Origin of the sequence: Rhodococcus sp. 06-221-2 (assembly GCF_002258365.1) — a bacterium.
Lineage (GTDB): Bacteria > Actinomycetota > Actinomycetes > Mycobacteriales > Mycobacteriaceae > Rhodococcoides > Rhodococcoides fascians.
Genome location: NZ_NOYJ01000011.1, coordinates 15,695 through 28,907 on the forward strand (window position 1 = coordinate 15,695; position 13,213 = coordinate 28,907).

At 65.4% G+C, this 13,213-nt stretch carries 14 protein-coding genes; 7 read left to right on the forward strand and 7 right to left on the reverse strand.

Annotated features, from left to right (window positions below; translation table 11 throughout):
• Positions 1-112 precede the first annotated feature (112 nt).
• Entirely contained in the window at positions 113-820 is a 708-nt protein-coding gene (locus CH281_RS06060; RefSeq protein WP_032388118.1) for a TMEM165/GDT1 family protein, read from the reverse strand.
• Positions 821-1,026: 206 nt separating this feature from the next.
• A complete protein-coding gene (locus CH281_RS06065) occupies positions 1,027-1,554 on the reverse strand; it encodes a hypothetical protein (RefSeq protein WP_027494858.1) in 528 nt (175 codons plus the stop codon).
• Positions 1,555-1,711: 157 nt separating this feature from the next.
• On the opposite strand from CH281_RS06065, the gene CH281_RS06070 reads away from it, so the two are divergent.
• Both CH281_RS06070 and CH281_RS06075 read left to right on the forward strand, forming a co-directional pair.
• On the forward strand, positions 1,712-2,659 hold the full coding sequence (locus CH281_RS06070; RefSeq protein WP_179274128.1) for an ABC transporter substrate-binding protein: 948 nt from the start codon (positions 1,712-1,714) through the stop codon (positions 2,657-2,659).
• Between the two features lies 1 nt (position 2,660).
• A complete protein-coding gene (locus CH281_RS06075; RefSeq protein WP_094693426.1) occupies positions 2,661-3,581 on the forward strand; it encodes a sucrase ferredoxin in 921 nt (306 codons plus the stop codon).
• Between the two features lie 79 nt (positions 3,582-3,660).
• On the opposite strand, the gene CH281_RS06080 is transcribed toward CH281_RS06075, so the two are convergent.
• The gene (locus CH281_RS06080; RefSeq protein WP_019667073.1) at positions 3,661-4,284 is read right to left on the reverse strand and encodes a superoxide dismutase; all 624 of its coding nucleotides are present in this window, start codon (positions 4,282-4,284) and stop codon (positions 3,661-3,663) included.
• 259 nt (positions 4,285-4,543) lie between these two features.
• On the opposite strand from CH281_RS06080, the gene CH281_RS06085 reads away from it, so the two are divergent.
• Complete coding sequence (locus CH281_RS06085; protein WP_256983376.1) at positions 4,544-5,683, forward strand: acyltransferase family protein; 1,140 nt, start codon at positions 4,544-4,546, stop codon at positions 5,681-5,683.
• 266 nt (positions 5,684-5,949) lie between these two features.
• Here the strand turns inward: CH281_RS06085 and CH281_RS06090 are convergent, their stop codons facing one another.
• Entirely contained in the window at positions 5,950-6,894 is a 945-nt protein-coding gene (locus tag CH281_RS06090; protein ID WP_032407184.1) for an LLM class F420-dependent oxidoreductase, read from the reverse strand.
• 278 nt (positions 6,895-7,172) lie between these two features.
• On the opposite strand from CH281_RS06090, the gene CH281_RS06095 reads away from it, so the two are divergent.
• From CH281_RS06095 to CH281_RS06110, 4 genes are read left to right on the forward strand one after another with little or no spacing between them, the layout of a single operon-like run.
• Positions 7,173-7,523 (forward strand): rhodanese-like domain-containing protein, encoded by a 351-nt coding sequence (locus CH281_RS06095; RefSeq protein WP_027494854.1) that lies wholly within the window; start codon positions 7,173-7,175, stop codon positions 7,521-7,523.
• A complete protein-coding gene (locus tag CH281_RS06100; RefSeq protein ID WP_094693428.1) occupies positions 7,524-8,630 on the forward strand; it encodes a DUF4328 domain-containing protein in 1,107 nt (368 codons plus the stop codon).
• Entirely contained in the window at positions 8,627-9,400 is a 774-nt protein-coding gene (locus tag CH281_RS06105; protein WP_027494853.1) for a glycerophosphodiester phosphodiesterase, read from the forward strand. The genes CH281_RS06100 and CH281_RS06105 overlap by 4 nt, the downstream gene beginning before the upstream one ends.
• Before the next feature lie 10 nt (positions 9,401-9,410).
• Positions 9,411-10,322: a DUF5926 family protein gene (locus CH281_RS06110; RefSeq protein WP_027494852.1), complete on the forward strand. Its 912-nt coding sequence runs from the start codon at positions 9,411-9,413 to the stop codon at positions 10,320-10,322.
• A gap of 157 nt (positions 10,323-10,479) precedes the next feature.
• On the opposite strand, the gene CH281_RS06115 is transcribed toward CH281_RS06110, so the two are convergent.
• The 3 genes from CH281_RS06115 to CH281_RS06125 all read right to left on the reverse strand — a co-directional run bounded on the left by CH281_RS06115 (position 10,480) and on the right by CH281_RS06125 (position 12,928).
• Positions 10,480-11,034: a ferritin gene (locus CH281_RS06115; RefSeq protein ID WP_027494851.1), complete on the reverse strand. Its 555-nt coding sequence runs from the start codon at positions 11,032-11,034 to the stop codon at positions 10,480-10,482.
• Between the two features lie 112 nt (positions 11,035-11,146).
• Positions 11,147-11,692: a ferritin gene (locus tag CH281_RS06120; protein WP_032371710.1), complete on the reverse strand. Its 546-nt coding sequence runs from the start codon at positions 11,690-11,692 to the stop codon at positions 11,147-11,149.
• Between the two features lie 30 nt (positions 11,693-11,722).
• A complete protein-coding gene (locus tag CH281_RS06125) occupies positions 11,723-12,928 on the reverse strand; it encodes an LCP family protein (RefSeq protein ID WP_256983377.1) in 1,206 nt (401 codons plus the stop codon).
• Positions 12,929-13,213 lie beyond the last annotated feature (285 nt).

The window sequence follows — 13,213 nt, forward strand, 5'->3', positions numbered from 1 at the left end:
CGAACCGGCCGAAGATCCTGATGAGCCGATCGGTCGAACGGTGTGCCGCGTCGCTACCCGTCGCCTGCAGGTTGTCGTTCATTCACCCCTCCGCGAGGAGTGTAAACCAAGGTCAGACGTCTTCGGTGGTGCTGCGCTTCTCCACTTCCTGCGGTGCGTCGCTGCGGGAGCGTCGGACGAACGCAGCGGCGACGACGAGGGCCGAGATCGCCACCACGACTGCGGCCGCCACGTACGGAGCCGACGTACCCGGCATCAGGCCCTCGAAGAACAGGACCGCGCCGAAGACGAAGAACAGAATGGCCGCACCGTACTGAATCATCCGTTCCGGCAAGTGCTTTCCGAGAACGGCACCCAGCACGATAGCGAGGGCGTCGGCGGCGACCATGCCCACCGTCGAGCCGATCCACACTCCGACCCAATCGTTGTCGGCGGCCAGAGTGACGGTGGCCAGCATCGTCTTGTCGCCCAGTTCGGCGAGGAAGAACGCGGACGCGATGGCCAGGAACGCCGACTTGGTGACTCGCGACGCCTTGGCACCCTCGTCGTCGGACAGCGAATCTCCGCGCAGGGTCCACAGACCGAACACGACGAACGCGAGCCCGCCGACGATCGAGATGGCTTCGGTGGGGATGGACACACCGAGGAAATGGCCGACGGCGACCGAGACCAGATGCACGACGGTCGTGGCCACCGTGATGCCGCCGATGACGACGTACCACTTGTAGCGCAAGGCGAACGTCATGGCCATCAGCTGGGATTTGTCACCCAGCTCGGCCACGAAAATGACAGCGAAACTCAACAGTAGAGCGGACAGCACAGCAGACTCCTCGGTCGTCGAACGGACCGAAGGTCTCGCCCACCGGAAGTACCGGTTCAGGTGCCGGGTCGTGGAAAACGACCAGTATGTCGACACGTTGATTGGGGGCTACTCCCCTTCGCTGCAGACGACTTTAAGTGCCGTTTCTCCAATTGTCCAATGCGCCAATAAGTTTGGGGACCCGAAAAATCGTGTACGGGGAGCGGTCAGGATGCGAGGAGCATCGCCAAAACTGCGGTGTCGGGATCGCTGATCGGATCGAGGCCGACCCGACTGATCATCGACGTCACGGTGCCGTCGGATTCCGCCTCCACCCACGCGGCCCGGTGATCGAGGCCCAGATGCGGAAGACCGGGCAGCAGAACACAACCCGACGCCGCGCCCGCACATTCCGGCAGAGAGGGCGTCGTCTCCGACGGTGGATGCAGCATCAGCAACGCGGCCGGCTGATGGTCCGAGAACCGCCCGGGAGCCAACGCGAAATCTCCGATCACCGGTCCCTCGGCCAACACCAGGCCGACCGTCCCCGGCTCCGGATCCTCGGGCAGCTCCTCCCGCACCCCGAACACCGTCGACGTCGCCAACAGACCCGGCATCGACGCGACCCGGACGGCCAGCGCCAGGAATTGAGCCCACTCCTTGGTGGTGTCCGGCCAACGACCGGAGATCACGAACCCGCGCAGTAGACCGGCGGCGTGAAAAGGCGAGACACCGATGAGATCTCGATCGTCCATTGCGCATCCCTCCCAGACAGGTACGAGGCAGAAGCCGGGTACACGACGTTGGGTAAGGAGAAGAATGACCCGAAAACGGCTGGCACACAAGATGGGGAGAGTGCCAGCCGAAAACGTAGCCGGCCCACGGCGGCTCGCCAGCCGATACGCTGCTGCGGTGAAAAACAGAGGATCCGCCCGGCGAACCGTCGTCTCGTTGCTGTCCGTTGCGCTACTGCTGAGTGTCGCCGCATGCAGTCGGGAAGCATCGACCCCGGGCGGGACCGGCGGCGATGTTCGCACCGTGCAGCATGCATTCGGTGAGACGAGCGTTCCCGTCGATCCACAGCGCGTGGCCGTGCTCGACGGCGACCGCACGTTGGAAGCCGTCGTCGCGTTGGGCATCCAGCCCGTCGCGGCAGTGAAGCCGCCGCTCACCGGTGACTACGCACCCGTCGTCCGGGATCGGCTCACCACCGAACCGATCGACATCGGATCCGTCGACGCCGACGTCGACATGGAGGCTCTGACGGCCGCCGCACCGGACCTGATCGTCATGCGAACAACGGGTGAGGACAACCGAGCGCTGTACGACCGGGTCGCCCCGATCGCGCCGACCGTCGTCGTGGAATACACCCCGGCCTCATGGCAGGACACCTTGCAGCAGCTGGCGGGAATCTTCGATCGGCAGGAGATCGCCGACGGTTTGCTGGCGGACTATCGACAGGCGGTCGACGAATCCGAGTCACGCTCACCTCGGGAAAACAGCACGTTGACCGTCGCGCGAGTGCGCACCGACTCGTTGCGGTACATGACGCAGGACGGATCGTTTCCTTACGCCGTCTTGGCCGATCTGGGCTACCGCGCGCCCGCACAGCAGGATCGCGGATCCGACGCGGTGCAGACGGTCGACGTCAGCCCGGAACTGATCGACGTGCTGGCGGCCGACGACATCCTTCTGCTCACCGATGCCGGGACGGAGGACGCCGTGGCGCAACTGCGACAGAACCCGCTCTTCACCGGTCTCGGAGCTCGGGTGACCGAGCTGCCGTCCAAGGATTTTCTCTTCGGCAACGTGCTGACCGCCCAGGCCCTGGTCGAGACCGCGACCGAAATCGGGGGCTGACGTGCCGGCATCCGAACGTTGGGTCGGCTGCGCTGCAGTGGCGCGCGAGAACGACGAATCGCTGCGCGGGACAGCTGCACGCGCACACGGCTGGGTGTTGATCGAGCACCGAGGCCCGTGGGGGCGCGAACCGTGGGGGCCGGACGGGCCGCTGGGGCGAATCGGCACCGAACTCTCGCGTCGCTGCAAGGCCGTCGGGATACGCCCGCAACTGGTGCGAGAAACGCACGGCAGGCGTGAACCCACCGAGACGCGACAGGTGTTTCTCGCGCACTCGGGTCGCCGCGGCCCGTGGCTGGAGAAATACACGGTCGACACCGTCGAGCAGATACTCGAACTACCTCTAGAAGCCGCCGCGGCGGGCACCCCACCTGGTATCGGGACTCGCGTCGACCAGCGGCTCTACCTCGTCTGCACGCACGGAAAGAAGGATCCGTGCTGCGCGGTGCTCGGTCGGCCGGTGGCGGCGGCCCTCGCCGGACCCAGCGAGCGGGTATGGGAATCGACGCACCTGGGCGGGGATCGATACGCAGCGGGCATGGTGGCCCTGCCGGACGGCAGCTACTACGGCAACCTCGAACCGACCAACGCGCAGGCCGTCGTGGACGACCACGACCGCGGGCATCTCACGCTGCGCCACTACCGAGGCCGCTGCACCGACGACACCGTCGCCCAGATCGCCGAACACGCAGTACGAACCGAATACGGGCTCACCGGAATCGACGACGTCCACCCGTCCGATGTCACGTCGTCCGGCGCCGCGTCGGATGTTGTGGTGGTGACGACGTCGGGAAGCGTGCAGGTACACGTGACACCCGATCCCGAGCCCCCGCGCCGAACGACCTGCCGTTCCGAGGACGTCGCGAGACCGGACCACGGCGTCACGACCATCGGGTCGGTGCCCGCCGCCGGGAGGGCGTGACCTTCGAAATGCGACAGGGCCACCGCGTCGAACGCGGTGGCCCTGTCTGCGATTGCGCGTCGTGCGGCAATCTCGAAACCTACGGGAAGATCAGGCCCGGGGTCTTCGACGTGGCGGCCTCGAAACGAGCCTGGACGTCGGCCCAGTTGACGACGTTCCAGAACGCCTTCACGTAATCGGCCTTGACGTTCTTGTACTGCAGGTAGAAGGCGTGCTCCCACATGTCGACCTGCAGCAGCGGAATGATGCCCAGCGGCACGTTGGCCTGCTGATCGTAGAGCTGGAAGGTGAGGAGCTTCTTGCCCAGCGAGTCGTAGCCGAGCACTGCCCAGCCGGAGCCCTGCAGGCCGTTGGCAGCAGCGGTGAACTGTGCGCGGAACTTGTCGAACGAACCGAACTGGTCGTCGATCGCGGCACCGAGTTCGCCTTCTGGCTTGTCGCCACCGTTGGGCGAGAGGTTCTTCCACCAGATGGAGTGGTTGACGTGGCCACCGAGGTGGAACGCGAGGTTCTTCTCCAGCAGGAAGATGCTGCCGTGATCCTCGGCCTCGCGGGCTGCAGCCAGCTTCTCGAGTGCGGTGTTGGCACCGGCGACGTAGGTGGCGTGATGCTTGGAGTGGTGGAGCTCGTTGATCTCGCCCGAGATGTGCGGCTCGAGGGCGGAGTAATCGAAATCAAGGTCGGGCAAGGTGTACTCGGACACGTGGTTCCCTTCTCTAACGACGCCGTGCCCATCGCGTGATGCGGGCACGTTCGTCCTACTGCGGATCTTTCGTAGGGTTCAACCCAATCTCATTCCTACCCCTTGTGCAACCGTTGTAACCGAGATGCTTTTCTCGGAATAAATCCACGTGAACAAGACAGTCGAATTCCTGGGCTGCGAAAACCTGCGATTGTCACGAAATAGTTGCGTAACAGCGCCGAATTGGTCCACACCATGAACGGAACCTAAACTCGAGGGTGTGAAAGGGGACCGTCCGAACCGAAATTCGGTCGACGAGTCCGCCGCCGCACCGGCCGTGACCGCGCCCCGCGTCCAGATGAACGGTGCCGATCTCCTGCGCGTCATCGCCGTCTGCGCCGTCCTCTACTCGCACATCTCGTTCTACCTACTCGACGACGTCGGCGGCGACTGGTGGATGCTCGACATCGTCAACCTCGTCCTCATCGACGACATCGGCCTCAACCTCCACCTCTCCTTCGTGGGCGTGAGCATGTTCATGCTGCTCACCGGACTGCTCATCACCCGATCCGCCATGCGGCAATCGCGTCGGGACTTCATGGTCGCGCGGCTCGCCCGACTCGTGCCCGCCCTCTGGTTCGCCATCGCCCTGGCCGTCGTACTCGTCAAACTCGGCGTCAACGGCATGTTCAGCGGACAACCCGGAATCAGCAACGGAGAGGCCGTACTCAGCTTCTTCCTCGGCGGCTTCTTCCTCCGACCCGAGGTCGCCGTACTGGGCGTCACCTGGACACTCGTCGTGCAGATCGTGTTCTACCTCTACTGCGTCGCAATGCGCTCGGCACTACGCGCAAGCCCGATCACCGTGCCCCTCATCGGAGCCGCACTCTGCACACTGGTCATCCTCTGGAACCTCTACCTGCCCCAGCCGTACACCATCCCGTTCCTCACCAAAGTCGCCGGAGTACTGCCCACCCTGTTCCTCGGCCAGATCTTCTACCTCGGCTGGGCGAAACTCGTCACCTGGCGCTGGATCGTCATCGGCGTCGTCGCACAAATCGAAGTGATCCGCCTCGCCATCGACGTCCACACTTTCTGGATGGGCGAGACCTACCTGTGGTCACTGCTCGTCGTCACCGGCACCGTGCTGATCCTGGCCCGATACGACGGACCCATCACCCGCTGGCCCATCATCGGCTGGATCGGCACCCGCAGCTACGCCATCTACCTGATCCACACACTCGTGCTCTACCGCATCTACGCAGCCGTGGAACCGCACTTCGGACCCACCGCGGCCGTCCTGACCTTCCTGACCGGCACCGCCGCACTCGCCGAAATCATCTACCGCTGGATCGAACTGCCCGCAGCACGACACATCAGTACGCGCTACCGACAACTACGCACCCGATCTGCCGCTTGACCCAGCCCGCTGGGTAGTCACCCCCGCTGGGTAGTCAATGTGACATTTGGTGGCCTTTTCGGGGGTGAATGTCACGTTGAGTGGACTGGGGTGCCACGACTGCGCTCGATCTCCCGCCGACCCGACATCTGCGGTCGACCGACATCACCCGGGTGTCGGCCTCGCCGGCTACTCGCCCCTGCTGGGTAGTCAATGTGACATTTGGTGGCCTTTTCGGGGGTCAATGTCACGTTGAGTGGACTGGGGCGGATGGGAGGCGGGGGAGATCAGAGCTGCGGGATGACTTCGGAGGCGACCAGTTCGAGGTGATCGAGATCGGTGAGGTCGAGGGTCTGCAGGTACACGCGAGTCGCGCCGATGGCCCCGAAGCGGCCGATTTTGTCGACCAGTTCGGCGGGACTTCCCGCGGCCCCGTTCTCGCGGAGTTCGGATACGTCGCGGCCGATGGCGGCTGCGCGTCGGGCGATGTCCTCTTCGGTGCGGCCGCAGCACAGGACGAGTGCGTTGGAGTAGACGAGGGAATCGGGGTCACGGTCGGCGGCAGTGCAGGCGGCGCGGACGCGTCCGAACTGTGTTTCGGTGTCGGCCAGCGAGGCGAAGGGGATGTTGAATTCGTCCGCGTATTTCGCGGCCAGGGCCGGGGTGCGCTTCTTGCCTCCGCCGCCGATGAGGATGGGTGGACGCGGCGATTGGACGGGCTTGGGGAGGGCGGGGGAATCGGTGACGGGGTAGTGGGTTCCCGGGTGCGAGAACGTCTCGCCGGCCGGTGTTTCCCACAGCCCGGTGATGACGGCGAGGGACTCTTCCAGTCGGTCGAAGCGTTCACCGAGCGCCGGGAACGGCAGGCCGTACGCCTTGTGCTCGTCCTCGAACCAGCCGGCACCCAACCCCAGGTCGACGCGGCCACCGCTCATGGCGTCGACCTGCGCGACGCTGATGGCGAGTGGGCCGGGGTAGCGGAATGTGGCGGAGGTGACGAGCGTGCCGAGCCGGATGGTCGACGTCTCACGAGCCAGGCCGGCCAGGGTGATCCACGCGTCGGTGGGGCCGGGCAACCCGTCGCCGCTCATTGCGAGGTAATGGTCGGATCGGAAGAAGGCACCGTAGCCGAATTCCTCCGCGGCTGTGGCGACCCGGAGGAGGTCGTCGTAGGTGGCGCCCTGTTGCGGTTCGGTGAAGACGCGTAGCTCGACCGAGGAGTGAGAAGTCATGTTTGCCAGGGTAATCAGCTTGGACAAACGACCGCAGACAACAGCTGTGTCAAATCACGATCGATCCACAGCCTTCGTTGGTACTCGATACACCGGCAATCAGTTGTGAGGCCGTGACCTGTGGATAGAAACCGGCACGGGCCCCGATTCTGTGCATCAACCTGTGGATATTGTGGATAACTTTCGTGAGCCAAAGTGACGTAGGTCATAGCTGGGGCCGTCCATCGTCAGGCGGGCACGAGTGGCAGTCGCGATCGCACCCGTGACAAGATCGAGAGGTGTCTCACCCCGAGCAGTCGCCCGCCGTCACCGTAGACCGCCTTCCGGTGCCGTTCCCGGAAGCGGCAGTGCTGCTCGACGTCCGAGAAGACGACGAGTGGCAGGCCGGACATGCACCCGGTGCCGTGCACATCCCGATGGGCGACATTCCGTCCAGAGCAGGCGAAATCGACAACCAATCCGAGATCTACGTCGTCTGCAAAGCCGGCGGGCGCTCGGCTCGGGTCGTCGAATACCTCAATCGCGTGGGCTACGAGGCCATCAACGTCGAGGGCGGGATGCTCGACTGGCATGCCGCCGGTAGGCCGATCCAGCGCGACGACGATTCGGACGAAGCGAGAATCATCTAGATGTCGGCACCGCAGGGGCGCGCACAGGCGTTCCAGGTCTGCGCCCGCTGCAGCACTCGCTGGGCGGTCGGCGCACGGCCGGGTACGTGGTGCCCCCGCTGCCACGGCGTGCTGCTCTCGCCGGTGTCCGCTCGGGCACCGGCACAGGGCCGCCGCAATTTTCGGTGGGTTGCGCGGCCTGCGTCGTCGAAGGGCAAAGCCGTCGGTCCCGCCCGGGTCGCGGTACCGACCCCCACTCCGCGGTACGACTCGACGCCCACGTGGGGACTGCGCGACACCCCACGCGACCCCGCAGCACACACGCCCGCCGGCCGCGTCGAGCAGTACGCAGCCAACGCGCAGACGTTCGTCTGGATCACGGCGCTGCTCTTGGGGCTGGCGGCGTTCGCCGAGCTGTTTCGCTACGGAATTCTGCTGTACAACCGCACCCGATTGCTGTCGCCGATCACGCTGGCAATTTCCGATGCGCTGGTCTATTTCGCACAGGTCGGCGCGCTCATCGTCGGTCTGCTCGCGCTGATCACGACGTCCTGCTGGCTGATTCGGCAACGCCGGCTGGCCTACGCATCGGTCGGTGCGACCGAGCCGCGGTCGGTGCGATGGATGCTGCTGCTCTCGATGCTGCCTCTGGTTCGGATCGTGATGCCCGGGGTGTACCTGACGGAGATCGTGCGCCTCCGAGCCGAATCCGACGGCGACGTGTACCGCGAGCTCACCTTGATCCGGATCTGGTGGGCCGTCTGGGCGACGAGCAACGCGCTGGTCGTCGTGCAGGTGCTGTGGAGTCTGCGCAACACACTGCAAGCCCGCGCCGACGGCGTTCTGCTCGCCGCCGTCGTGGCGCTCGTGGCCGCAGTTTCCGCGGTGCTGACCCTGGCCGTCATGCGCCGACTCGAGGGCCGCACCCTACGCGGTTCGGCGCTGTCTCGTCCCACCCGCTGGGTCATCGCACCCAGCGTCGAGCGAAAGACCACGCAGTCCGAGGCCAAGCAGTCCGAGACCGAGCAGGCCGAGGCCGAGACCGAGCAGACCGAGACCGAGCAGACCGACGCAGCTCATGCGGACTCCGGGGCCGAGAAGGACGACCGGGCGGTGACGGTCTCGTGAGCCCGGACCGACGCGGCCCTTTGGTCGTCGCGCACCGAGGAGCATCTGCGGCGAAGAAGGAACACACGCTCGCCGCCTACGATCTCGCGTTGCGGGAGGGAGCGGACGGCGTCGAATGCGACGTCCGGCTCACGAAGGACGGCCGCATCGTGTGTGTGCACGACCGCCGCGTCGACCGAACCTCGAACGGCACCGGAATCGTCAGCGAGATGACCTTCGACGAGCTCGCCCGGTTGAACTACGGCGATGCTGACGAACCCGCCGAACTTCTGACGCTGCACGACCTGATCGCGCTGATTCTGGATTGGACCAGCAAGCCGGTCAAGCTCTTCATCGAAACCAAGCATCCGGTGCGCTACGGCTCGCTGATCGAGGCCTCGGTGCTGGCCGAGCTGCACCACTTCGGCATCGGCGCGCCTGCCTCGGCGGATCATTCACGGGCGGTCATCATGTCTTTCGCGCCCTCGGCCGTGTGGCGAGTGCGCCGCTCGGCACCGATGCTTCCGACGGTCCTCCTCGGCGACAGCTCGCACTATCTGGGCGGCGGAGCAGCGACGACCGTCGGTGCCACCGCGGTCGGTCCGTCGATCCGGGCGTTGCGTGAGCACCCGACGCTCGTCGATCGAGCAGCCGCGTCGGGCCGTGCCAGTTACGTGTGGACGGTCGACGAGAAGGAGGACGTGGACCTGTGCCGCGAACTCGGTGTCGGGTGGATCGCGACCAACCATCCCGGACGAACGCGCGCCTGGCTGGAATCGAAGAACGTGTAGGTTTTCTGGCGTGGGTAAGAGCAAAAGAAACAGCGGACCGAAGCAGGACAGCAACCGGGCGGCCAAGCTCGCACAGCGTGAGGCCGAGCGCGCCAGCCTCGAGTCGGGGACGACGCGGCCGTTCGAGGGCCTGGCCGCAGAATGCGACTTGGTAGCGCTGCGCGAATTCGTGCCGTCGGCCACCGCCACCGCGCCGATCACCTCCGGCGGCCGCACCGTCACTCTGGCAACGGTATTGCCGGGAGCCGTCGCCGCTCTGGTACGTGAAGAGGCGGGCACTGTAGAAGGATTCGTCGGCCTGCAGGTTCAGACGCAGTCGAAAGACGTTGCAGCAGATATCAGTAGCGCGTTGGGCTGGGTCGCCGCCGCCCCCGCAGGTGAGTCGCTCGAAGCCTCGAAGGTGGACGAGAACACCCCCGCATTGACCGATGTCCTCGACCCGTCCGCACTCCTCGAGATTACCGTGCATCAGGATTTCAATTGGTGGATCCCGGAAAGTGCCACTCCCGCAGCCGATGTGGCCGCAACCGTGGAGCGCGCGAATCAGGCGATCATGCCCTCGGCGCGGATCGAGGCGGACGGCGTCGTTGCAGCATGGTGGGTCGATGCCGGCGACAAGGCGCACATCCGGTGGGTTCGCCCGGAGAGCGAGGACGACGTCATGCTCGCCCTCGCACGGTTGCACGCTGCCGGAGACTTGAATCTCGGTGAGGGCTCGCGGTATGCAGGCTCGTTCCGTACGCACGGGTTGCTGGTGCCGGTGTTCGATCTCGATCCGGAGATGCATCCCACCGAATGGGCTGCTCCGACAAAGGAATTCGGGGAGAAGCTGAACGAGGCTCTTGCCGTCGACGCCCCGCTGACGGGAGCGCAGCTGCGCTCGCGGGACGGCCTTCGTGGCCGTCAGGTCACCCTGCGCTGAGCAGTCGAGCTCAACCGAGAGGTGCGGCGGCCCGAAAGTCGGTGCACCGAAACGCACGTCGGGTGGCCGTCGGACAAGGGGCTGCTTGTCTGACGACCACCCGTATGAGCGCGAGATCTCTCGCGTTACTCGTCGATGCGTGTCGCGTGGAGCGAAATTACAGCGATCCGCCGGCGACGGTGGGTGCGCCTGCATCGGCGACGACGCTGGTGTTCATCTCGCGGGCAACGAACTGCTCGAGGTCGAACAGGTTGTGGCCGGCGCGGTCTGCGATGTTGAGCAAGGTCTTCATGCTGGCAACTTCCTCGACCTGTTCCTTGAGGAACCACTGCATGAACTGCTCGCCGAGGTAGTCGCCCTCTTCGCGGGCGGTGCTCGCCAGAGCGATGATCTGCTCGGTGACCGTCTCTTCCTGTGCCAGTGCGAGGGCGATGGCCTCACGCGGGTCCGTGAACACGGACTTCGACGCGTCGACACCGGTCAGTTCGACGGTGATGTCGCGATCGAGGAAGTACTGGACGATCATCATCGCGTGGTTACGCTCTTCGACCGACTGCGCGTAGAAGTGCTTGGCCAGCTGCGGCAGGTCGACATTGGCGAAGTAGACGGCGGTGGCGATGTACTGCTGCGAGGCGTTGAACTCGTTGCGGATCTGGTCGCGAAGAAGTGCGTGGAACTTGGTGTGGTTCGTTTCTTTGATGTCTGCGCTCATGGTGAGGACAATATGCCTGGTCAGAGGGCATTGTCATCCAAGTCGAGCCTTATTGAGGCGAACGTAGCCTAATACAGTCAATCCTAAATGTCGGCTCTGAGCAGGGCGTAAGTTACGCGCTTCCGGCCTCTTTGGGTGCATTGGTGGCGCGGGTCACCGAGCCGAGCTCGCGTGCCACGTACTGCTCGATGTCGAACAGATCCGAACCTGCTCGCCGCACGATGTTGAGCAGGCTCTGCATCGCGGCTACTTCCTCGACCTGTTCGGTGAGGAACCAGTGCATGAATTGCTCCCCGATGTAATCGCCCTCGGCTCTGGCCGCCTGTGCGAGCGCGGTGACCCGATCGGTGACCGCCACCTCCTGCGCCAACGCCAACTCCACCGGTTCGGCGACCGAATCGAACGCGGTCACCACGTCGTCGATGCCCGACGCGTCCACCTCGAGTCGGTTGTCGATGAGGAACCGAATCATCATCATGGCGTGCCGACGCTCTTCGGCCGACTGGGCGTAGAAGCGGTGCGCCAACTGCGGAAGATCGTTGCGGTCGAACCAGATCGCGATGGCGACGTACTGCTGCGAGGCGGTGAACTCGTACCGAACCTGGGCGCGCAGTAGATCGTGAAACGAGGTGGTGGGCTCATGCGACGGCAATGTCATGATCCACAACGTACCGGCCCCACACCCCCGTCAGGGGCCGCCGGTCAGCAGATCTGCCGGAATTTCCCGATCCTGAGCGATGGCGTCGAAGAATGCCGGTGCCCTGGTGTCGTCCCAGAGGAGGACGTTGCCGACATCGGAGTCCTGGAAGCCGCCGACCGGCACGGTCGTCGTCACCGGCCCACCGCGCATAGCCCAGGCCAACCCGGCCAGGTTCCAGATGTGGTCTCCGTCGTCGACACTCAACGACGACGCGGTATCGGACACCAACGGCCAGAGTTTCAAAGGATTGAGGAAAGTGGAAGCGCTGGTTGCCTTGTCGAGCAGAGCGGACATGAAGGCCCGCTGGTTGTTCATCCGGTCGAGGTCGGCCAATGCGGTCGCGCGGGATCGCACGAAGCCGAGTGCCTCGGAACCGTCGAGATCCTGACAGCCCGCGGGAATGTTGATGCCCGCCAACGGATCGTCGATTGCGTTCTGCACACACACGTTGACTCCGCCGACAGCGTCGACGATTCCGGCGAACCCACCGAAGCCGATCTCGGCGTAGTGATCGATGTGCACTCCCGTCGCGCCTTCGACCGTTTGCACCAGCAGGGACGGCCCGCCGAATGCGAACGCCGCGTTGAGCTTGTCCTCGCCGTTGCCGGGAATCGGCACGTACGAATCGCGGGGCAGGCTGACCATCGTCGTCGCCCCGCCGCCCTCGGGGATGTGGATCATGATGATGGTGTCGGTCCGGCTGGGGCCCACCTCGCCGCCGGTCGCGAGAGATGCTTCCTGCTCCGGCGTCAGGCCGGCTCGTGAATCCGATCCGACGAGAAGCCAATTGGTGCCCGGGGTGTCGCCGATCCTGCCGGGGTACGAGGTCAAAGCGTCGACTCGCGTGAGCGAACTGTCGACGTAGTAGACGATGCCGCCGATGCCCAGAACGAGCACGAGCAGGACGATCAGGAAGCGACGGCCCCAGCGCCGACGCTTGCGCGGCTTCGCAACCTTGGGGGGACGTGAATCACGTTGTGGCCGAGCTGGTTCCGGTCGGCGTAAGGCGCGCTGCGGAGAAGCCGGTGGCTGCCTGCGCTCGTCGACGTACGGTTCCGGCTGTTGGCGCGGTGCGTACCCGGTGCGCCCGGCCTCGTCCTCGGCAGCGCGGGAGTACTGGCGCGTCGAGTTCGGCGGAACGGAACCGGCAGGGCCGGGTTCGGGTGCCTGCGACCACGCCTGTTGCGGTGGCACCGGGGCACCGTGACGAGGTGCGGCCGGGCGACCGTCGCGCCTGATGAATTCGGTGCCCTCGGGTGCGGGCCCCGGACGGCGAGGGGTCCCTCGCTCCGCGGGAGGTTCCGGGTTGTACCGACGGGGGTTCGGAACCGGCGGCGGACCGGGTCGGTACTGACGTGGTGGCGGCGGTGGCTGTCCAGGGGCCCCACCGGCGCGCCGAGGCGGGGGAGGGGGCTGCTGGCCGGGTGGTCGACGCGGTGGCGGCGGCTGGCTCGGCGGCGGGGTACGCCGATTCGGCGC

Excerpts from the sequence above, each read along its gene's own strand:
- CH281_RS06065 (WP_027494858.1), bottom strand. The coding sequence starts at position 1,554 with ATGGACGATCGAGATCTCATCGGTGTCTCGCCTTTTCACGCCGCCGGT.
- CH281_RS06090 (WP_032407184.1), bottom strand. The coding sequence starts at position 6,894 with ATGACTTCTCACTCCTCGGTCGAGCTACGCGTCTTCACCGAACCGCAA.
- CH281_RS06100 (WP_094693428.1), top strand. The coding sequence starts at position 7,524 with ATGTCGGCACCGCAGGGGCGCGCACAGGCGTTCCAGGTCTGCGCCCGC.
- CH281_RS06115 (WP_027494851.1), bottom strand. The coding sequence starts at position 11,034 with ATGAGCGCAGACATCAAAGAAACGAACCACACCAAGTTCCACGCACTT.
- CH281_RS06120 (WP_032371710.1), bottom strand. The coding sequence starts at position 11,692 with ATGACATTGCCGTCGCATGAGCCCACCACCTCGTTTCACGATCTACTG.